Genomic DNA, 19,276 nt, shown 5'->3' with positions numbered 1-19,276 from the left:
CTATTAAAGATACCAGTTTTTCACGAGGTTGGAAATGACTACTTTTGTCGAAACTATAATTTACGGATAAAATTACCTATTCTGTCAATTGCTTCGAGCAGCTGGTTGACCGAAGTAGCGTAAGAACAGCGTACAAAGCCCTCCCCGCCCAGTCCGAACACGTGCCCGGGCACGGCTGCAACCTTCGCTTCATGCAACAGACGCTGGGCAAAATCCTCCGAGCTTAGGCCTGTAGACGCAATGGAAGGGAATGCATAAAATGCGCCTTGCGGCTCATGACACTCCAGACCGATCTCACGGAAGCCCTGCACAACCAGACGGCGCCGCTGATTATAAGACTCTACCATGCGGTCCTTTTCTTCCATCCCGTTCTTCAACGCTTCCAGAGCTGCCACCTGACCCATCGCCGGAGCACACATTACCGTATACTGGTGAATTTTGAGCATCGCCGAAATCAAATCCTTATGACCGCAGGCATAGCCCATTCTCCAGCCCGTCATGGCGAACGCCTTGGAAAAGCCGCTGACGAGAATCGTCCGGTCGCGCATTCCCGGAATCGATGCGAAGCTCACGTGCTTTTGCTCATAGGTCAGCTCGGCATAAATCTCGTCGGAAATAACAATCAAATCGTGCTCTTCGACGATTTTGGCGATCGGCAGCCAATCCTCGTAGGTCATGATGCCACCGGTCGGATTGCTTGGATAACAGAGGATCAGCACCTTCGATTTCGGTGTGATGCTCGCTTTTAACGCTTCCGGCGTCAGCTTGAAGTTATCCTTGGCGAACGTTTCAATGCCTACCGGAATCCCTCCGCCGATCCGTGTAATCGGTGAATAGGATATGTAGCACGGCTCCGGCACGAGCACTTCATCTCCTGGCACGATCAAAGCCCGCAATGCCAAGTCAATGGCTTCACTGCCGCCAACCGTAACGAGAATTTCATCTGCCGGCTCATACGGCGTATGGAACGAATCGTACAAATACTCGGCGATAGCTTCCCTCAGCTCGGGCATGCCTGCATTGGGCGTATACTTCGTATTGCCGCGCTCCAACGAATACACACAAGCTTCACGCACATGCCATGGCGTACAGAAGTCCGGCTCGCCGACGCCGAGCGAAATAATGTCCTTGCTCGCGCTGACGAGATCAAAAAACTTGCGGATGCCCGAAGGCGGTATCTCTCTTACTAATGGCGCCAAGTAATCCGACATGGATTTGGAAGTGGTTCCTTGCTGTTGGTTGATCATCGCTATTCATCCTTTACGGTGAAATTAACATACGGCGATCGTCCTCATGGTCTTCAAAAGTGATGCCGTCCTGCTTGTATTTCTTTAAAATAAAATGCGTTTTGGTCGATAACACGCGATCGATCGGAGACAATTTGTTCGACACGAAGCCTGCGACCTCTTTCAGCGTTTTGCCTTCGATTTCGACAAGCAAATCGTACGCTCCGGACATGAGGTAAACGGATTTGACTTCTGGATATAAGTAAATGCGCTCCGCAATAGCGTCGAAGCCGCGGCCGCGCTCCGGTGTAATTTGTACTTCGATCAAGGCCGTAACCTTCTCGTTGTCTACCTTCGCCCAGTTTACTATAGGCGCATACTTAATAATGACGTGCGCTTCCTCGAGCTGTTTGATCGCTTCCGTTACTTCCGCCTCCGAGGCTCCCAGCATGGTCGCAATTAAAGCAGGCGTTCTTCTCGCGTCTTCCTTAAGCAGCTCAATAATACGCATTTTAAACTGTTCCATCGGTGGTTAACCCTCCTCAAATATACCCTGCGAAGCGAAAACAAGATGCCCATTCCTTTTGCTGCAGGGAACCCGGCACACAACCCGGCATAGAACTGTCCCCGTTAAGCATGCTCTCAAATTTTCGCTAAAAAAATACAAACTAAATTATTACTTCATATTACACCCAACCGCAGACTTTTTGCAAAATAAAATTCACCGTGCTCGGCAACCTCAACCGGAGCGCGCCCTCTGCAAGCAAAAAAGCCCGCGGACACGGCGGCCCGGGGCTGTATCTTATGGGGATGTTGTTGTTACAAGTCAGATGCGTTGAATGGAAAGCAGCTTGCGCATGTAGGCTTCAATATCCCTGTTTTTGTAATCCTGAAGCACGGTAAATTCATAATGATTACCTGCTCCGCTCTCGTCGGCCAGCCTGCCTAATCCGACCAGACGTCCTTTATCGTAAGCGGCGACGACGCAGCGGCTTTGGCAATACGTTTCATATACAAGTCCGGATTCGCTGCCATTCTCCTCGACGGAAGCCAGAAGCTCCTGTAGCTGTCCTTGTGCAGGAAGCACATTATCCAATGCAATGATCAAAGCAATCACCTTCCTACTGAGTTCTTATGTTTATAATTATACATGTACATGTATTTTTATTCAATACTTATTCAGCATATTTACATAATGTTTACGTCCCGATTTTTCAATGCAAAAAAGCGCCCCGGACGAGGCGCTGTGCTGTGAGATCCCCTTTTTACCCAAGGGGACGTGCGGTATCTCTGCTTGCGAAACCAGTTTTCCTACGAAAAACTTATCTATGGAGTAACCCAGTTTATCTGAAAATGCTAAAAGGGGATCTCCCGGAAGAGCGCAGGCTGCCGCTGGAGGTAGGTCCCCGCGGGTACCCTTGCAGCTTTTTCCGTGCTTAGGGTTTCACAGAAAAACAGCACCTCGAACGAGGCGCTGAGCTTTGAGCAAATTTTTTTGTGTTAGGGTGGCGAGGGATGCCGGCATCCAATACTTTAAGCTGCCCTCAAGTACAGACCTTACGTCACCATTACATCCTAACGTTCTGTAGCAGGGTGATCGGACCGTAGATCCGCTATTCCATCAAAAAGTGGTCAATTTGCAGGGCGATCGGACTACAGATCCGTTATATTACCAAAAACTACTGTTTTTTGGGGTGAAATCTGCAAATAGCGGACTCTCGGTCCGATAGCACTGCAAAAGCAGCATCAATCCAATAAATAGCGGATTTCCTGTCCGATAGGTTCGCCTTGCCCTAGTTCGACGGGCTACATTTCTGTACATTCGCTCCAGAGGATTCCACAACAACAGCGCAAATGGGAAATTCACCACTGATACTCCGCCGCGGAAGCTTACAGTCCATTTCGAGTTTCACAGGCTTCCCTTATGAGAAAATGCCCATGCTCAAATAACGTTCTCCGGTATCCGGCGCAATGCACAAGACACGCTTGCCTTTGCCGAGCTTCTTGGCAATTTGCAAAGCCGTCCATACCGACGCTCCCGAAGAAGGCCCTACAAGGATGCCTTCTTTGCTTCCCAGCTCCCGGGTCGTACGCAGAGCGTCCTCATCGGCAACCTGAATAATTTCATCATATACATTCGTATTAAGTATTTCCGGCACGAAGCCAGGGCTTGTCCCAACGAGCTTGTGCGGACCCGGCTTACCGCCCGACAACACCGGCGAACCTTTCGGCTCCACGACGTAAATCTTAATGCCGGGGATGTTCTCCCGCAGCACTTCCCCGGTGCCCGTAATCGTCCCGCCCGTTCCGGACGTCGCCACGAACGCATCCAGCTTGCCTTCCATCTGCTCGATAATTTCCATAGCGGTCGTCGTCCGGTGAATATCCGGATTCGCCTTGTTCTCGAACTGCTGAGGAATGAAGCTGTTCGGAATTTCGTCTCTCAGCTCCAAAGCGCGGCGGATCGCCCCAGGCATTCTTTCCTCCGCCGGAGTGAGCTCGACGTTAGCGCCGTATGCTTTCAATATGTTAATACGTTCCTTCGTCATATTGTCAGGCATGACAAGAATCGCCTTGTACCCTTTGGCCGCGGCGTTCATGGCGAGACCGATTCCCGTGTTTCCGCTGGTCGGCTCGATTATCGTCGCTCCGGGCTTCAGGATGCCGTCTTTCTCCGCCTGCAAAATCAGATTGAAAGCCGCGCGGTCTTTCACGCTGCCGCTTGGGTTGAAATACTCCAGCTTCACATATACATCCGCGTCGTTTTCGCCCGTCATCCGGCCTAGCCGTACCGCAGGAGTGTCTCCGATAAGCTCCGTAATACTATTAACCATCCGATTGTTTTTCGTCATTATGCCAATCCCCTTCCGTACCTTTCCGTCCTGCTGAACGCAACACCTTATCGTCCTAATTGTAACGGCGGTCTACGTTTTGTCAAGGCGAGAGGCTTGCGCACTCATGTCATGCGCGGTCATGCAAGCTTACCCGAATAAGGAAGCATAGCTTAAGGAGCTAGGCTTTGTTCCCCGCCTGAGCCGCCTTACCTCCAGCAACTCTGCGCATGAAAAACCACGCGGCAAGCGGAGTACTGCCTATTCCGAGCAGCAGCCAGTTCATGGCGGACGGCGCCGAAGTTAGGGTGACGATAAGAATAAAGATGGCGGTCCCCGATATTCGCCCGATATTAAGCGCGAGCTCGCGCATAACGATATATTCTTCCCTTAGCCTTACGCTGTCGGCATTCCCGCCAATGAGGTCAAATACGGATGAAGTCATCGGAATCGAATAAAGCGGGAAAAACACGCCGACTCCAATCCCGAAGATGAGTAATGTCAGAAAATTTACTTTCCAGAAGAAAGGCAATATGACAGCAACCATCGCAATGGCTCCGATCAGCATCGCGCCTCTTCGGTATTTCGGCTTCAACAGGCGGCCTGCGATCATGAAGCTGACCAGGGAAACGGCGGAAGTGATGAGAGAGAAGTTACCCAGCTTCATCTCATTGCCGGTATGAACGAACACAAGCAGGCCGATCATGAACCCGAATACCCCTTCGCGAACGCCTTGAGCGACAAGCCCCATGAATACGGTTCTCCACATCGTACCCTTTTCCCTCAGACACCTCAGCGTAAGAAACCACTCGTAGTGGCCTACGGATTTGCGTTTTTTCAGAAAAAAGCTGCAGATGACCCCCAAAATGAAAACAGCGAGCGAAATCGTAAAAATAACCCGGTATCCGTTCGTTTGCTTCAAATGGACGATCAAAAAGCCCGATATCCAAGGAGCGATCATCCCCGCTCCCGAGCCGAGCAGCCCCGCCCAGCCGTTAAACCGGTCCCGGTTGCCGGGATCCGTCACTTCAAAGTAAACGACATTGAAGGCAAGCCAGAACAATCCGGACGCCACGCCTTGAATGACTCCCAGCAGCAGATAATAATTGACGGCCGAGCTTCCAAACCACAGCACCAATAAATAAAACAAAGCCGATACCGCCACGCCTGCGCGCAAGCAGTTCATCTTGTTATGCTCCTTCACCCATTTGCCGGCAATCCAGAAGGTTAGCGCCATTGCCAGATGGTTGATTAACGTAAACCAGCCGATTAAGGCGAATTCCTGCCGCGCTTTCCACAAATAGACGTTCACGAAGGTGCCGGACAAAGCATTGGCTGCCGCCACCAAGCCTTGGACGGTTAATAGCAGACGGGTTTGCCCCGTCAATGCTCCTTTTTTCTTGCCGGAAGGGGAATGCTCCCGATCGTCGTAACGCCACGAAGGACGCTGGTCTTTGCTTCGCACCCATTTGTGCGGAAAATCTTTTACTCCAGAATGCATGCTTCTCACCTGTTATGTAGGATTATGACGTACTAGTTAACCTTCCCCTAACTGAGAAAAACATGACCAAATGAAAAAAAAGGAAATTCTCGAATGAGAATTCCCTTTTGGGTTTAGCAGGTGTTTTATTTGCTGCCGTGCTCCTTCAACAGCTCGACCATCGCCATGCGGTCCGCCTCGGATAGCACATGCTCGACCTTGAAGCAGGATGGGCAAACAAAAACTCTCGTGCCGAATTTCGGCTTCAACAGAGGCTGGTTCAACGATTGCGGAACGACAGGCGTATAATTGTCGGAGAGCGTCCCGGCTCCAGCCAGCAGCATAAAGCTGTGGCAGGTCGGGCATTCCGGCGTGTCCTCCTGCGTATCCAAGACGCGCTGAACCCCTTCCTCGTAATCGTCCATGCCGTCAATATCACCGTAATCGTCTTCGAAATCACCAAGCTCCTCGTCCAGATCGTCGGGTTCTTCGTCCTCTTCGTCGGATGAATCCCTCTCATCTTCGCCCAGATTCAACTTGATGCTGCGGTAATCGCCAAGCTCGTTAAAGCAGTGCGGACAGCTATCTTCCGGCCCGATTTCCGGGTCCCATACTATTTCGGTCTGGCACCATGGGCACACTTGCTCGTTCGATTGAGACACCGTACATTCCTCCGCTTCGGCTTATCAGCCGTGTTTTATAAAATAATAAGTGCCCCAGACAAAAAATACAAGAGCCAAGGCCAACAAACTGCCCCATAAGTACTTCATTGCATGCCTCCCGAATGAACAGCCGGTCCTACCAATTAGGTTACACTAGCGCCGATTACATAAGATAAAGAAATGGAAATCACCATCGATAAAAAGCCGACCGCTTTATTATCCTTCTGGATTTGCTCGTCGATTTTAAAGTAAGGCGTTAAAAATTCGAAAATAAAATAGGCTACCAGCAGCAGCACGAAGCCGTATCCCGCCCAAATCAGCGAATGAAGAACGGAGTCATTGTTCAAAATGGCAAACCGGAACAAGTTACATATCCCGAAAATTTTACCGCCTGTAGCCATTGCTACCGACAGGTTGCCGTTCTTGATTTCTTCCCAGTCCTTGTATTTGGTCACCAGCTCAAAAATAGCCAAAAATACAATGAGGGCCACTACGGCCACAGAGAAAAATGCTAACGTTTCCACATAAGGATTACTTAACAACACATCCACCTCTTCATTCATTATTGACACCTCCCTTAAGGTAAAGCATGGGGATTGGAATCAACCTGCATTAACGGTTGAAGAGACTGAGGCAGTAAGCCCAGTCTCTCATCTCGTCGATTTCTATTTTATTTCGCTATGGCGATTAAGATTCCTTCTTCGCAGCAAGCTTCGCTCTCAACGCGGCCAGCTCATCATCCACGCCGTCGTTCTTGCCGAGCTGATCCAGCTCGTCGTCCAAGCTGCGGGACTTGGAGCGAAGCTCGTTGCTTGCTTCCGCTTCAGCTTCCATTTGCAGTACTTTCTCGGACATGCGGTCGAAGCCTTTGGCTGCATTATCCGTTCCGAAGCCGGACATAGCCTGGTTAATTTGCTTTTGAGCTTTAGCGGCTTCGGCACGGGCTACGAGCAGGTCCTTCTTGTTCTTCAGCTTCGTGAACTCGTCTTTCATTTCCGACAGCTGATTGCGCAGACGGTCGGCATTGCCTTTAGCCACATCGTATTGCTTTTTCATTTCTTCAAAACGAACCTGATGCTCTTTCTTATCCTGAAGGGCACGGCGGGCCAAGTCCTCGTTGCCTTGCTCCAATGCCTTCAAAGCCTGCTCCTCACGCTTCAGCACCATTTCCTGAGCTTCTTCGTATTGCTGCTTGAACTTTTTCTCTACGGCGATTTGCTTGGCAACCGCCACTTCCGCTTCGTTAATATCCTCTTCCATATCGCGGAGGAACTGATTCAGCATTTTCACCGGGTCTTCCGCTTTGTCCAGCAGATCATTGATCGAAGCCATAGTCAAATCTCTCAACCGTTTAAAGATTCCCATTAGTAAATTCCTCCCATGAATTTCACTGTATTTAAAAAGCTGGTTAAACTTGATTCAGTAACATCGATGTTTACATATATTCATACGAAGCAACAGGCGCTAGAGTTTCATCGCAATGAAATATAAAATTTTGTCATTTCAATTCGGCTACGGTGACCCCAGTACCGCCTTCATTGTAATTGCCGATGCGATAGCTCTTGACGTGCTTATGCTTGCGCAAAAATTCTTGTATTCCCGTACGTAAAATGCCGGTGCCTTTGCCGTGAATAATATACACCTGGCCGAAATTGGCCAAATACGATTCGTCGAGAAACCGGTCGACCTCGATAAGCGAATCCTCCAGATTGGAGCCGCGCAAATCAAGCTCCATCCGCGCATTCTCGTCGCGCGTCCGCTTTAAGCTCGCTGCCGTTTGCTGAGGCTTTTTGGGAGCCGACGCTGCGGCTTTGACGAGCTCCAGATCGGCCAGCTGCACCTTCATCTTCATGATGCCGAGCTGGACCATCGCTTCCGTATCGCTGACGATTTCAACGATATGGCCTTTTTGGCGCAGGTTGGTGACGAGTACCTCGTCGCCCGCCTCCAGCTTATCCGGATTGCGCTTAGCCGGCTGCGATCCGGCCTTCTTCTTGCGCAGCTCAGGCACAGCCTGATCGAGCCTGCGTTTGGCATCGCTCAGGTGATGGTCCTTCACCTCGTTCGCTTCCCGCTGCATTCGCCGCAGATCGGCGATAATCTCGTCGGCCTCGCGGCGCGCCTTGGCCACCGCGTCCTGCGCTTCGCGCTCCGCCTTCTCGAACAGGCGGTCGCGCTGCTCCTCGAAGCGCTGCTGCTGCGCTTCGAGCTTCACCCGCAAGCTCTCGACCTCGCGGCGGAGCTGTTCTGCCGTTTGACGCTCCGCTTCCGCGGTCAAACGGTTTTCTTCGAGCGTCGCAATCATCGATTCGACGCGCTGGTCTTCTTCACCGACCTGGCCGCGGGCATGGTCGATGATCGATTTCGCCAGCCCCAGCCGCTCGGCAATCGCAAACGCGTTGCTTCGTCCCGGTACGCCTACAAGCAGGCGGTACGTAGGACTCAGCGTTTGGACGTCGAACTCCATGCTGGCGTTGATGATGCCCTGCCGGTCGAAGGCGTACGCCTTCAGCTCGCTGTAGTGCGTCGTGGCCACGATGCGGCAGCCCATCTTGTGGATATACTCCAGCAGCGAGATGGCGAGAGCCGACCCTTCGGCAGGATCCGTACCCGCTCCGAGCTCGTCGAGGAGCACGAGGCTCTTGGGCGTCATTTCGCGCAAAATGCGAATGATATTCGTCATATGGCTGGAGAATGTACTCAAGCTCTGCTCAATGCTTTGCTCGTCTCCGATATCCGCATAAATCGCGTCGAAGACGCACAGCTGGCTGCCTTCCTCGGCCGGGACGAACAATCCCGACATCGCCATCAAGGACAGCAGACCGATCGTTTTCAGCGAGACGGTTTTACCGCCTGTATTCGGTCCAGTAACGATAATGGTCGTATACCGGTTGCCAAGCTCGATATCGAGCGGTACGACTGATTCTATTGGAATGAGCGGATGGCGTCCGCGTTTGATCTTGATAAAGCCGCGATCGTTGAGAATCGGCAGCGTCGCTTTCATCTCGTGAGCCAGGCCCGCCTTAGCGAAGGTGAAATCAAGCTCGGACACGGCGTCCACATTACCGAGCAGTTCATCCGCCACCTCGGCTACGAGTACCGTCAGCATCCGAAGTATTTTCTCGATCTCCGTCTCTTCCTTCAGCTTCAGCTCGCGAACCCTGTTGTTCAGCTGCACTACCGCTTCCGGCTCGATAAACAAGGTCGCTCCCGATGCAGACTGATCGTGAATCATACCGCCGAAGTGGCCGCGGTATTCCTGCTTTACCGGGATTACATACCGGTCGTTGCGGATCGTAACCAGATTATCCTGAAGCATTTTTTGAATGGACGGCGTCCGAACCATCTGCTCCAGCCGGTCGCGGGCTCGGGTCTCGCTTGTGCGCAGCTCCTGGCGAATGCGCGCCAGCTCCGGGCTTGCGGAATCGACTACCTGGGCGTTGTCGTCGATACACAGCTTGATTTTATCCTCCGTCGTCTTCAGCTCGGCAATTTGCTCCGTCAAAAACAGCAGCGATTCAATGGCATAGTCCTCATGCACATCATGCAAAAACCGCTTCAGCCTCCGGCCGCCGAAAATGGTGTTGGCTACATCAAACAGCTCTGCCGGATTCAGCATGCCGCCGATGCGTGCCCGGTGTACCGCCGTTTTAATATCCCGGATTCCTCCAAAAGGCGCCCCGCCTTTGAGACGATTCACGTTCACGGCCTCATCGGTTGCCTTCAGACGACGTTTGACCTCTTCAAAATCGCCGCTTGGCAGCAGCTGCTCGACCCGTTCTTTGCCGAGCCCTGTGGCCGCATGATGTGCACATTTATTTAAAATGGAGGAATAATCCAATGTTTTTAAAATTTTGGTGTTCAAATCTGTCCTTCCTTTCTGTTCCGATGCAGACATTCCTCATTATATTATATCCGAAGCCCCAACGATTAGCTAATTTTCTACTATACCGGTTCGTTCCGGAATGTTTAATTGCCCAATACTATAGCGGATGGTTCCCAATCCCTAAAACTGGCTGGTCCCCCGTGCACATAATCAGACAGCCGAAGGCAATAATACTAGTTGCACCGAGTAACTCGTCGAACAGCATGGCATTAAAACTTAAGCGCTGCGGACGCAAGTTCGCCAAATCTAAGGGAGGTATCGGCGATGCATTTGCTTGGACATATCGTCAGGTTTATCGTATCCGCTTTGGTGCTGATGTTTGTAAGCTTTATCGTACCGGCTTTTAAAGTCGGCGGCTTCTGGAGCGCCTTTTTCCTGGCTCTGGTTATCGCAATCGCAGCCTGGGTCATCGAGGGCATATTCGGAAGAAAAATTACGCCGTTCGGACGAGGCATCGTAGGCTTTATCACGAGTGCTGTCATCATCTGGCTGGCCCAATTTGTCGTCAGCGGGGTATCGACGAGCTTTATCGGTGCAATTCTGGCTGCTTTGGTTATCGGGATCATCGACTTGTTCATTCCGGTTAAAACCCCTTTTGAGCAAGGCGCCGGTGAACGCTAGTTGACAGCAGCGCGTCAATAAGCAAAGGGCGAATCGATCGGTAGGAAAATGCTGTACAAGCCATTGTCATCGGATGTTCCATAGCCTGACCATGCCGGAAAAATCAGTCGGCGGTTTCTACCGCATGGCTGATTTTTTTGGTTGTGCCGCCCTTTACAGCACAAAAAGCCGATTTCTGATGTGATCAAAGCCACAAGCAACAAATAAGTTCATGAATTCGCCTTCCATAATTCACCTGTTTGTCACTGCATTCCATGCAGGTATCCTGTATGATTTGGGGTGTAAACACTTTTACCAGATTTTATGGAGGGGAACGCAGATGAAAAAAATCATCGTATTGGCACTGGCTGTCAGCTTGGTGTTCGCATTGTCCGCTTGCGGCAAAAAAGAGGAGGCTAAGCCGGTATCGACATCCAACGGAGCAGCGGCTACAGCAGGATCCGGAGCTTCCAGCGAGGTGAAGCTGGTCGCTTCGAACTATAAATTCGACCAGGCTGAATATAAAGTGAAAAAAGGCCAAGACATCAAGGTCACTCTGGAAAACAAAGAAGGACTTCATGGCGTCGAAATTAAAGGGTTGAGCGTGAAGCTAGATGGAAGCAATCTAACCAAATCGTTCAAAGCCGACAAAGAAGGCACTTATGAAATCATTTGCTCGGTCCCTTGCGGATCCGGTCATATTAACATGAAAGCCAAGCTGATTGTTGAAGCTTAAGGCTCAAAGGAAAAAACCTCCGAATCCGCTTTTTTAAGCGGGTCCCGGAGGTTTCCTTTTTTGTTTGTTCTTGCTGCTAAACGGAGGCCGTTTGTTTGTTCCACAGCTCGTGAAGCTTATCCGTTACCGTAGGCAGCGCTTCTAATATATAGGGCGCCGATTTGGAGGTTTTTAACAAATGCTGCACGGCATCGTTCGGAATAACGGTCATTACCTGCACGGCGACGACAAGCAGCACCGCCGCTTCGGCTAATCCAAGCAGCGCTCCGCTCCATTGGTTAATCGTCTTAAGACCCGGCGTCAGAGCGATCCAGTTGAGCACTCTGCCGATCAGGCTCAAGGCGAACTTGACACCGAATAGAAGCAGGGCAAACGCAATAGCGTTGTACATATAAGTGTCCAGTCGAAGCCCTTTAACCAGAAATTCGAATTTCTGATACGATTCGTAGGCCGGCAGGGAAAGCACCCCGGCGATCCAGGGTGCCGTCTGCTTGTAGAAGGAAAAAGCGACAACATACGCAATAATAAGCCCCGCAACGGAAACGATTTGGCTAACAAGTCCGCGGTAGTAGCCGAGCAGCGTTCCCGATACTACAAGCGCCGCTGCCGTCCAATCCAGTCCATTCATATTATAAGGCCCGCCCGTCAGCGTTAATCATTATCAACCACCAGCTCAATCCACTCGTTATATTCGACCTGCAGCTTTTCGTACTCCGATTTCAGCTCCTGCAGTTCGGTGTAAACGCGCTGAGCCCGTTCACGGTGATCGTTATATTCTTCTTGAAGCGCCCGATGTTCATCAGCTTGCTCTTTGAACTGAGCTTGCAGCTCGTTATAGAGCTCGGTCTGAAGCTGCAGCTCTTCTTCGTTAGCCGAATAACGGGAACGGATCTGCTCTAATTCCCCGGCAAGCTCCCCGCTATGCCGCTCGCTCTGGCCGTACTTGCTCTCCAGTTCTTCCAGGCGGCGCTGCTGCTGCGATTGCTCACCGATCAAGACTTCATTGCGCTCCAGCTGTTCAAGATAAAGCTTCTCAAGCTCGGAGAGACGCTCCGCGCCGTTCTGCACCTGTTCCTCAAGCGCTGCGGCTGCCTCGGCCTGCCCTTGAAGCTGCTCCTGAAGAGCATGACGCCGTGCGTCCAGCTGACTGATCTGCTCGCGGCTGTCGTTCTCCTGCTGCTTCATGCGAGATTTCATTTCATTGAACTCGCCTTCCAGCTCTTTGTACAGCTCTTCTTGCAGCTCCAGCTCTTCACGCTGGTCGGCGCTCCGCTTGCGCAGCTCGTCCGACTGCGCCGTCAGCTCCTCGCACCGGCGTTGCCACTGGCTCGCGCTTTCCTGCAGCTGCAGCTGATAAGCCTGCTGCTCGCGGAACTGCGCAAGCAGTGTACGCTCTTCCTCCTGCAGCGCAGCCAGCTGCTGCTGCTGCTGTGCAAGCTGAGCTTCCCGCTGCTCCAGCTGTTCCTTCAGCGATGCGGCCAGCTCTTCGCCGGCTCGCAGCGTCTCCAGGCTGCGTTCCTCCTGCTCGCGAAGCTGACGCTCCAGCTCGCTGTGCTGAGCTTGCAGCTCATTGTACAGCTCCTCATGAAGCTGGGTTTCTTCACGCTGACCGTCCAGCTCGCGCTGCAGGTCGGCTTGCTTCTCTAGTGCGGCTTGCAGCTCAGCCGCTGCCTTGTCGGCAAGCTGCTGCTGCTCCTGCAAGCGCGACTCCAGCAGCCCGCTTTCCTCGGCGTAACGGCTAAGCTCCGATTGCAGCTGACTTTGCAGCTCTTGCTGCTCGTGCAGCTGCTGCTCGAGCAAATCGGCCTGACGCTGCTCGGCGCGCTGCTGCTTCTGCAGCACCTGATTTTGCTCCAGCTGCAGCTCGTAAGCCTGCTGCTGCAGCTCGATTTGTACGGTCAGCTGCTCGTTCAGCGATCCAAGCTCCTCGTACCGCTTCCGCTGCTCTTCCGCTTGCTGCTGCAGCTGCGTCGACTCGCTCTTCTGTTCCTTCAGCTGCGCCTGCAGCGATTGCAGCTCCTGACGCTGCTTGTCCAGCTGCTGCTCGAATTGCTCCTGCAGCTGCTGCCGCTCGCTCAGCATGCTGTCCTTGAGCTCCAGCTGGGCCTGCAGCTCGCTTTGCTCCTCGAGACCGCGCTCGAGCTCCTGCTCCAGCTGGTCGACCGCCAGCTGCAGCCGCTCGGCTTCAGCCTGCAGCTGCTCCGCACGGGATGTCAGCTCGGCTTCCTGCATGCGGCTCAGCTCCATCAGCTCTCCGGAAGCGTCCCGCTCCTTCTGAAGCTGGAGCTCCAGAGCTCCTGCCCGCTCACGCTCGTCTATCGCTTGTGCTTCCAGACGTTCGCGTTCTTCGCGAAGCATTCCCTCAAGCCGCGCCTGCTGGCCTGCGGCTTCCGCCGTCAAGCGTTCCTGCTCCGCTCGCGACTGCTCTCGAGCTTGCTCCAGTGTATGCTTCAGCTGCGCAAGCTCCGACTGCAGCCCGGCCGCTTCGGCTTGGAGCTGCTTCACTTGCTCCGTCAGCTCCTCCTCTTGCATCCGGCTCAGCTCTTCCAGTTCCGAAGCCGACAGCTTCTCTTGCTGCAGCTGTGCTTCCAAGCCGTTGGCACGCTCGCGTTCGCTCATTACGATTGCTTCCAGACGTTCGCGCTCGCCGGCAAGCTGCGCCTCCAGACTCTCTTGTTCGCTAACAGCCTCCGCCACCAAACGATCCAGCTCCGCTTGCGACTGCTCCTGAGCAGCGGCTGCCTGCGCTGCCGCTTCCTGATGCTCTTCGCGCAGCTTGGCCAGCGCCGCTTGCAGCTCGGCTGCTTCGCTCTGAGCCCGCTGCGACTGGGCGATCAGCTCGGTCTCCTGCATCCGGCTCCACTCTTCGAGATCCGCCGCTGCCTGGCGCTGCTCTTCCAGCTGCCGCTCCAGCGAAGCAATGCGGTCGTGCTCGCTGCGCAGCTGCGTTTCGAGCCGCTCGCGTTCTTCAGCGGCTTGACGATCCGCTTCTTCGCGCTCCTGCTTCTGACGCTCCAGCGCCTGCTGCAGTTCCGCTTCGTGCTTCTCGCGCTCACCCGCCAGTTGAGCTTCCAGACGTCCGCGCTCTTCGGCAGCTTGACGTTCCGCTTCCTCGCGTTCCTGCTTCTGCAGATCCCACGTCAGCTGCAGCTCCTCTTCGTGCTTCTCGCGCTCACCCGCGAGCTGAGCTTCCAGATGTCCTCGCTCTTCGGCGGCTTGACGGTCCGCCTCCTCACGCACCTGTTTCTGACGCTCCAGCGCCTGCTGCAGTTCCGCTTCGTGCTTCTCGCGCTCACCCGCCAGCTGAGCTTCCAGACGTCCGCGCTCTTCGGCGGCTTGACGTTCCGCTTCCTCGCGTTCCAGCTTCTGACGCTCCAGCGCCTGCTGTAGCTCTGACTCATGCTTCTCGCGTTCGCTCGCCAGCTCGGCTTCCAGTCGCTCGCGCTCGGCCGCCGCCTGCTGCTCCGCTTCCTCGCGCTCCTGCTTCTGACGCTCCAGCGCCTGCTGCAGCTCCGCTTCATGCTTCTCGCGCTCGCTCGCCAGCTGCGCCTCCAAACGCTCGCGCTCTGCTGCCGCTTGCTGCTCCGATTCCTCGCGCTCCTGCTTTTGCAGATCCCACGTCAGCTGCAGCTCCGCCTCGTGCTTCTCACGCTCGCCCGCCAGCTCGGCTTCGAGCCGCTCGCGTTCTGCTGCGACCTTCTGCTCCGCTTCCTCAAGCACCTGCTTCTGACGCTCCAGCGCCTGCTGCAGCTCCGCCTCGTGCTTCTCACGCTCGGCCGCCAGCTCGGCTTCCAGCCGCTCGCGCTCTGCTACGGCCTGCAGCTCCGCTTCCTCGCGTTCTTGCTTCAGCTCCGCCAGCGCTTCCTGCAGCCTCGCAGCTTCGGACCGGGCACGCTCCGCTTGCGCCGTCAGCTCGGCTTCCTGCAGGCGGAACAGCTCCTCCAGCTCCGCTGCGGACGTCCGCTGCTCGGCCAACAGCCGCTCCAAGCCTCCGCTGCGCTCCTGCTCTGCTTGGATCAGCACTTGCAGCTTCTCGCGCTCGCCTTCCAGCTCGGCTTGCAGACGATCCTGCTCCGCCTTGATATCGGCGGCGTGCTTTCCGCGCTCGCTCTCGAGCTCGGCTTCGAGACGCTCACGCTCGCTTGCAGCCTGAGCCTCCACACGCTTGCGCTCCTGCTGAAGCTGCTCAACGGACTCCTGCAAGCGGGCTGCCTCCGCCTTCGCCTGCTCGGCTTGCTCCGTCAGCTCTTCCTCTTGCATCCGGCTTAGCTCCTCGAGCTCCGCCACCGTCTTCCGCTGCTCCTCGAGCTGCTGCTCCAGCTCTCCGCTGAGCTCCTGCTCCGCCTGAATCAGCGCTTGAAGCTTCTCGCGCTCGGCCTGCAGCTCCGCTTGGAGCCGCTCTTGTCCGCTCTTCACTTCCGACGCATGCAGCTCGCGCTCGCTCTCGAGCTGAGCTTCGAGACGCTCACGTTCCGCCGCCGTCTGAGCCTTCAGACGATCCATCTCGGCCGATACTTGAGCTTCGAACTGCTCGCGTTCCAGCTTCAACTGCTCTACGGCCGCTTGCAGCGAATCCTGTTCGGCCCGTGCGCGCTCGGCCTGCTCGGCAAGCTCCTCCTCCTGGATCCGGCTCAGCTCCTCAAGCTCCGCCACCGTCTTGCGCTGCTCCTCAAGCTGCTGCTCGAAGGCGCCGCTCCGGTCCTTCTCGGCCTTGACCTGCGTCAGCAGCCTTTGCCGTTCCTGCTCCGACTGGTTGAGCGCCGATTTCAGTCTGTCGGCCTCCGCCTGCGCCCGGGCTGATTCCTCCTCCAGCTTGCTTCGTCCGGATTCGAGCTCCGTCAGCTTTTCCCGCTCGACCTCGAGCTCCTGCAGAACAACCGCATGCCGCTCTTTCAGCTGGGAAAGCTCTTCGCGGGATTTCTCCAGCTGCTTCTGCTTTTCGAGCAGCTGCTCCATATCGTCCTGCATTTTGAAATAATCGTCAGCCATATGTACTGCCGCCAAAACGGCAATTTTCGGTGTATCCAAACGCGGGGAGCCCGCGGCTATTTTGTGCATCTGGTCATTCACTTGCATTACGACTCTCTTCAAGTTGGTTGCGCTTGTTTTGGCAACCAGCTTATAAGGGGTGCCGTATATGTCTACCGTCATCCGGATTTTATCATCAGGGTTCACAAGCAAGCTCTCCTTTCGAACGTTACAGAGGCAGAACTTATTGCGTTTTTTCAAAAAAGCCGTTCCTCATCTTCTTGGTGATGAAACCCTGACTTTTTCGAATGCGCACTTATCAAAAAAAAGTTCCCCGTATCTCATAATATTTCGATACGGGGAACCCTTTTTCCTTCTGTATGCAAGGCACTTTATGACAAATTCCGGGTTAACGGAAAAATGCTATTTTCTAAGCTCCGCATCGAACGTTTGTTCCAGTGCAGATACAACTTTGGCATGCAGCTCGCTGACTTCTTCATCCGTGAGCGTGCGCTCCGGAGTGCGGTAGACGAGAGCAAGAGCAACGCTCTTCTTGTCGGCTCCCAGACGGTCTCCGGTATAAATGTCGAACACTTGGATCGATTCGAGCAGACTGCCCGCCACTTCGCGGACTTTGGCGATCAGGTCGCCAACCTGCACCTCACGGCCGACCACGACGGCAATATCGCGTCCGATGGACGGGAAACGAGGCAGCAGCTTATGGGTAATTTGCTCATCAGCCGCAGCCGCAAGCTCAGTGAACTCCACCTCAAGCACATAAGTGTCCGCCAGATCCTTCTTCTGCTGCAATGCCGGATGAAGCTGGCCGATCGTACCGATGACTTTGGTCCCTTCAGCCGTCTCCAATGTAATGTGAGCGGTACGGCCAGGATGGAAGCCTTCCTGTTGGGCCGCCTTATAGCCGATGCCTTGAATGCCCAGAAAGCTGACAAGACGCTCGAATACGCCTTTCAAATCATAGAAATCCACATCGCCGGCTTTGCCGGTCCAGTGAGTCTCGTGGCGTTTGCCGGTAAGCAAAGCGGCCAGCAGCATGCGTTCCTGCGGAAGATTCGTTAACGTGCTTTCATCCGTAACGAACACTTTGCCGATCTCGAACACGGCTACATCGGCCGTATTTCGGTTGCCGTTGTATGCAGCCACGTCCAGCAAATGCGGAATGAGGCTCGTACGCAAGGTGCTGCGCTCCTCGCTCATCGGCATGGACAGAGCGATCGGCTTCGCCTGCGGGTAAGCGCCCGGAAATTCGCCGATTAGATCCGGATGGGTGAACGAATACGTGATCGTTTCGTGCAAGCCGCTGCCGGACAAAACTTGGCGTGTCAAACGGCGGATCGTCTGCTCCTTCGTCAGAGAGCCCGGAGTCGTGACTCCGCTCATCAGCGTCGTCGGAATGTTGTCGTAGCCGTACAAACGGGCCACTTCCTCGATCAGATCGACCGTGCGCGTAATATCTCCGCGACGGCTCGGTACATGGACAGTGAACGTCTCGCCTTGCGCCTCTACCGCGAAGTTCAGTCGTTCAAAAATCGCATTTACCTCTTCCGCCGACAGCGAGGTTCCGAGATATTGATTGATGCGGGTAACGCTCAACTCGATACGGACCGGCTTCGTCTGCTGTGTCGACGCCTCAACGATGCCCGCCGCAATCTGTCCTCCGGCATATTGCGCCATCAGGGAAGCAGCGCGGTTCAATGCAGGAATAACCGCCTCAGGATTCACTTCTTTCTCGAAGCGCAGGGAAGCCTCGGAACGAAGACCCAATTGACGTGACGTTTTGCGTACGGTTCCTCCGTCAAATTTGGCCGATTCGAGCAAAATGCGTACGGTACCGTCCGTTACTTCGGAGTTTTCGCCGCCCATAACGCCTGCAAGCGCCACCGGCTTCGTACCGTCTGTAATGAGCAGCATGTGCGGCTCCAGATTGCGCTCCACGCCGTCCAGCGTAACAATCGTTTCGCCTTCTTTTGCCATCCGCACGTCGATATGGCCGCCGGCAAGCTTATCCGCATCGAATGCATGAAGCGGTTGGCCGTATTCGAGCATAACGTAGTTGGTAATGTCTACGATGTTGTTGATCGGGCGAACGCCTGCCGCCATCAGACGGTTTTGCATCCATAGCGGGGACGGTCCCAGCTTCACGTTCTCGATATAACGCGCCGCATAGTGGGAGCATTGCTCCTTGGCCGTAATCTCGACGGAAATGCTGGTTGCCGCTTGACCTGCGGAGCCTTGGCTTTCCATTCCCTTCTCGGCGTCCGGCAGCAGCACCGGTCTACCCAGGATCGCTCCGATTTCGTACGCCGCTCCCAGCATGCTCAAGCAGTCGGAACGGTTCGGCGTCAAGTCGAAGTCAAGCACCTCGTCGTTAATCGCCAGCACATCCAAAATGCTGTCTCCGACCTTCGTATCCTCAGGCAGCACGAGTATGCCTTCCTGAATTTCTTTCGGCAGAAGCTTATCGTTTAAGCCAAGCTCCTTGGCCGAGCAGATCATGCCCTGCGACTCGACACCGCGCAGCTTCGCGCGCTTGATGACCAAGCCGTCCGGCAGCTTCGCGCCGACGATGGCTACAGGAACCTTTTGACCGGCGTCCACGTTCTTCGCTCCGCATACGATTTGCAGGTCTTCGCCCTGACCGACGTCAACGGTACAAACGCTTAATTTATCCGCATCCGGGTGCTTCTCGCGGGTTTTGACGAACCCTACGATTACTTTCTCCACCCCTTTGTTGCGCTTTTCTACAATGTCGACTTCGATGCCGCTGCGCGTCAATTTTTCCGCCAGCTCATCCGCCGTATATCCGCTCACGTCCACATATTCAGACAACCATTGATAAGATACTTTCATGTCCTGTTAACACTCC

General features: G+C 54.3%; 14 protein-coding genes. 2 read left to right on the top strand and 12 right to left on the bottom strand.

The features are described 5' to 3' along the window. Nucleotides 1-53: 53 nt before the first annotated feature. The 9 genes from ACFQ88_RS07945 to ACFQ88_RS07905 all read right to left on the bottom strand — a co-directional run bounded on the left by ACFQ88_RS07945 (nucleotide 54) and on the right by ACFQ88_RS07905 (nucleotide 10,064). Entirely contained in the window at nucleotides 54-1,247 is a 1,194-nt protein-coding gene (locus ACFQ88_RS07945) for an aminotransferase class I/II-fold pyridoxal phosphate-dependent enzyme (RefSeq protein WP_275590456.1), read from the bottom strand. Between the two features lie 13 nt (nucleotides 1,248-1,260). Next, nucleotides 1,261-1,752 carry an Lrp/AsnC family transcriptional regulator gene (locus ACFQ88_RS07940; RefSeq protein ID WP_239632535.1) on the bottom strand — a complete coding sequence of 164 codons (492 nt, stop codon included), beginning with the start codon at nucleotides 1,750-1,752 and terminating at the stop codon, nucleotides 1,261-1,263. Nucleotides 1,753-2,052: 300 nt separating this feature from the next. Continuing rightward, entirely contained in the window at nucleotides 2,053-2,334 is a 282-nt protein-coding gene (locus tag ACFQ88_RS07935; protein WP_239632533.1) for a hypothetical protein, read from the bottom strand. A gap of 814 nt (nucleotides 2,335-3,148) precedes the next feature. Continuing rightward, on the bottom strand, nucleotides 3,149-4,078 hold the full coding sequence (cysK, locus tag ACFQ88_RS07930) for a cysteine synthase A (protein ID WP_239632531.1): 930 nt from the start codon (nucleotides 4,076-4,078) through the stop codon (nucleotides 3,149-3,151). Nucleotides 4,079-4,238: 160 nt separating this feature from the next. Continuing rightward, nucleotides 4,239-5,558, bottom strand: coding sequence for an MFS transporter (locus ACFQ88_RS07925; protein WP_379453750.1), 1,320 nt, complete (start codon nucleotides 5,556-5,558; stop codon nucleotides 4,239-4,241). Nucleotides 5,559-5,683: 125 nt separating this feature from the next. Beyond that, entirely contained in the window at nucleotides 5,684-6,199 is a 516-nt protein-coding gene (locus ACFQ88_RS07920; protein WP_239632527.1) for a hypothetical protein, read from the bottom strand. 143 nt (nucleotides 6,200-6,342) lie between these two features. After that, nucleotides 6,343-6,762, bottom strand: a complete 420-nt coding sequence (locus ACFQ88_RS07915) for a DUF350 domain-containing protein (protein ID WP_239632525.1) — start codon at nucleotides 6,760-6,762, stop codon at nucleotides 6,343-6,345. Nucleotides 6,763-6,886: 124 nt separating this feature from the next. Further along, a complete protein-coding gene (locus tag ACFQ88_RS07910) occupies nucleotides 6,887-7,564 on the bottom strand; it encodes a PspA/IM30 family protein (protein WP_239632523.1) in 678 nt (225 codons plus the stop codon). A gap of 133 nt (nucleotides 7,565-7,697) precedes the next feature. Then, complete coding sequence (locus ACFQ88_RS07905) at nucleotides 7,698-10,064, bottom strand: endonuclease MutS2 (RefSeq protein ID WP_379453749.1); 2,367 nt, start codon at nucleotides 10,062-10,064, stop codon at nucleotides 7,698-7,700. 285 nt (nucleotides 10,065-10,349) lie between these two features. Between ACFQ88_RS07905 and ACFQ88_RS07900 the strand changes: the two genes are divergently transcribed. Then, the gene (locus tag ACFQ88_RS07900; RefSeq protein WP_239632519.1) at nucleotides 10,350-10,706 is read left to right on the top strand and encodes a phage holin family protein; all 357 of its coding nucleotides are present in this window, start codon (nucleotides 10,350-10,352) and stop codon (nucleotides 10,704-10,706) included. Between the two features lie 319 nt (nucleotides 10,707-11,025). Continuing rightward, complete coding sequence (locus ACFQ88_RS07895; RefSeq protein ID WP_239632517.1) at nucleotides 11,026-11,421, top strand: cytochrome c oxidase subunit II; 396 nt, start codon at nucleotides 11,026-11,028, stop codon at nucleotides 11,419-11,421. Between the two features lie 76 nt (nucleotides 11,422-11,497). Here the strand turns inward: ACFQ88_RS07895 and ACFQ88_RS07890 are convergent, their stop codons facing one another. From ACFQ88_RS07890 to pheT, 3 genes are all read right to left on the bottom strand, one after another. Next, nucleotides 11,498-12,049, bottom strand: coding sequence for a CvpA family protein (locus tag ACFQ88_RS07890; protein WP_379453748.1), 552 nt, complete (start codon nucleotides 12,047-12,049; stop codon nucleotides 11,498-11,500). A gap of 23 nt (nucleotides 12,050-12,072) precedes the next feature. Further along, entirely contained in the window at nucleotides 12,073-16,596 is a 4,524-nt protein-coding gene (locus tag ACFQ88_RS07885; RefSeq protein WP_379453747.1) for a hypothetical protein, read from the bottom strand. A 216-nt stretch (nucleotides 16,597-16,812) separates the two neighbouring features. Next, nucleotides 16,813-19,260 carry a phenylalanine--tRNA ligase subunit beta gene (gene pheT / locus ACFQ88_RS07880; protein ID WP_379453746.1) on the bottom strand — a complete coding sequence of 816 codons (2,448 nt, stop codon included), beginning with the start codon at nucleotides 19,258-19,260 and terminating at the stop codon, nucleotides 16,813-16,815. Nucleotides 19,261-19,276: the final 16 nt, after the last annotated feature.

The organism is Paenibacillus sp. NPDC056579 (assembly GCF_042793215.1).
Taxonomy (GTDB): domain Bacteria; phylum Bacillota; class Bacilli; order Paenibacillales; family NBRC-103111; genus Paenibacillus_S.
The sequence above is the reverse complement of the archived record's forward strand: the minus strand, read 5'-3'. Positions and strand labels throughout refer to the sequence as shown.

What these genes read in the sequence shown, in the direction of transcription:
- ACFQ88_RS07945 (WP_275590456.1), bottom strand. Translation starts at nt 1,247, where the DNA reads ATGATCAACCAACAGCAAGGAACCACTTCCAAATCCATGTCGGATTAC.
- ACFQ88_RS07940 (WP_239632535.1), bottom strand. Translation starts at nt 1,752, where the DNA reads ATGGAACAGTTTAAAATGCGTATTATTGAGCTGCTTAAGGAAGACGCG.
- cysK (WP_239632531.1), bottom strand. Translation starts at nt 4,078, where the DNA reads ATGACGAAAAACAATCGGATGGTTAATAGTATTACGGAGCTTATCGGA.
- ACFQ88_RS07925 (WP_379453750.1), bottom strand. Translation starts at nt 5,558, where the DNA reads ATGCATTCTGGAGTAAAAGATTTTCCGCACAAATGGGTGCGAAGCAAA.
- ACFQ88_RS07915 (WP_239632525.1), bottom strand. Translation starts at nt 6,762, where the DNA reads ATGAATGAAGAGGTGGATGTGTTGTTAAGTAATCCTTATGTGGAAACG.
- ACFQ88_RS07910 (WP_239632523.1), bottom strand. Translation starts at nt 7,564, where the DNA reads ATGGGAATCTTTAAACGGTTGAGAGATTTGACTATGGCTTCGATCAAT.
- ACFQ88_RS07900 (WP_239632519.1), top strand. Translation starts at nt 10,350, where the DNA reads ATGCATTTGCTTGGACATATCGTCAGGTTTATCGTATCCGCTTTGGTG.
- ACFQ88_RS07895 (WP_239632517.1), top strand. Translation starts at nt 11,026, where the DNA reads ATGAAAAAAATCATCGTATTGGCACTGGCTGTCAGCTTGGTGTTCGCA.
- ACFQ88_RS07890 (WP_379453748.1), bottom strand. Translation starts at nt 12,049, where the DNA reads ATGAATGGACTGGATTGGACGGCAGCGGCGCTTGTAGTATCGGGAACG.
- pheT (WP_379453746.1), bottom strand. Translation starts at nt 19,260, where the DNA reads ATGAAAGTATCTTATCAATGGTTGTCTGAATATGTGGACGTGAGCGGA.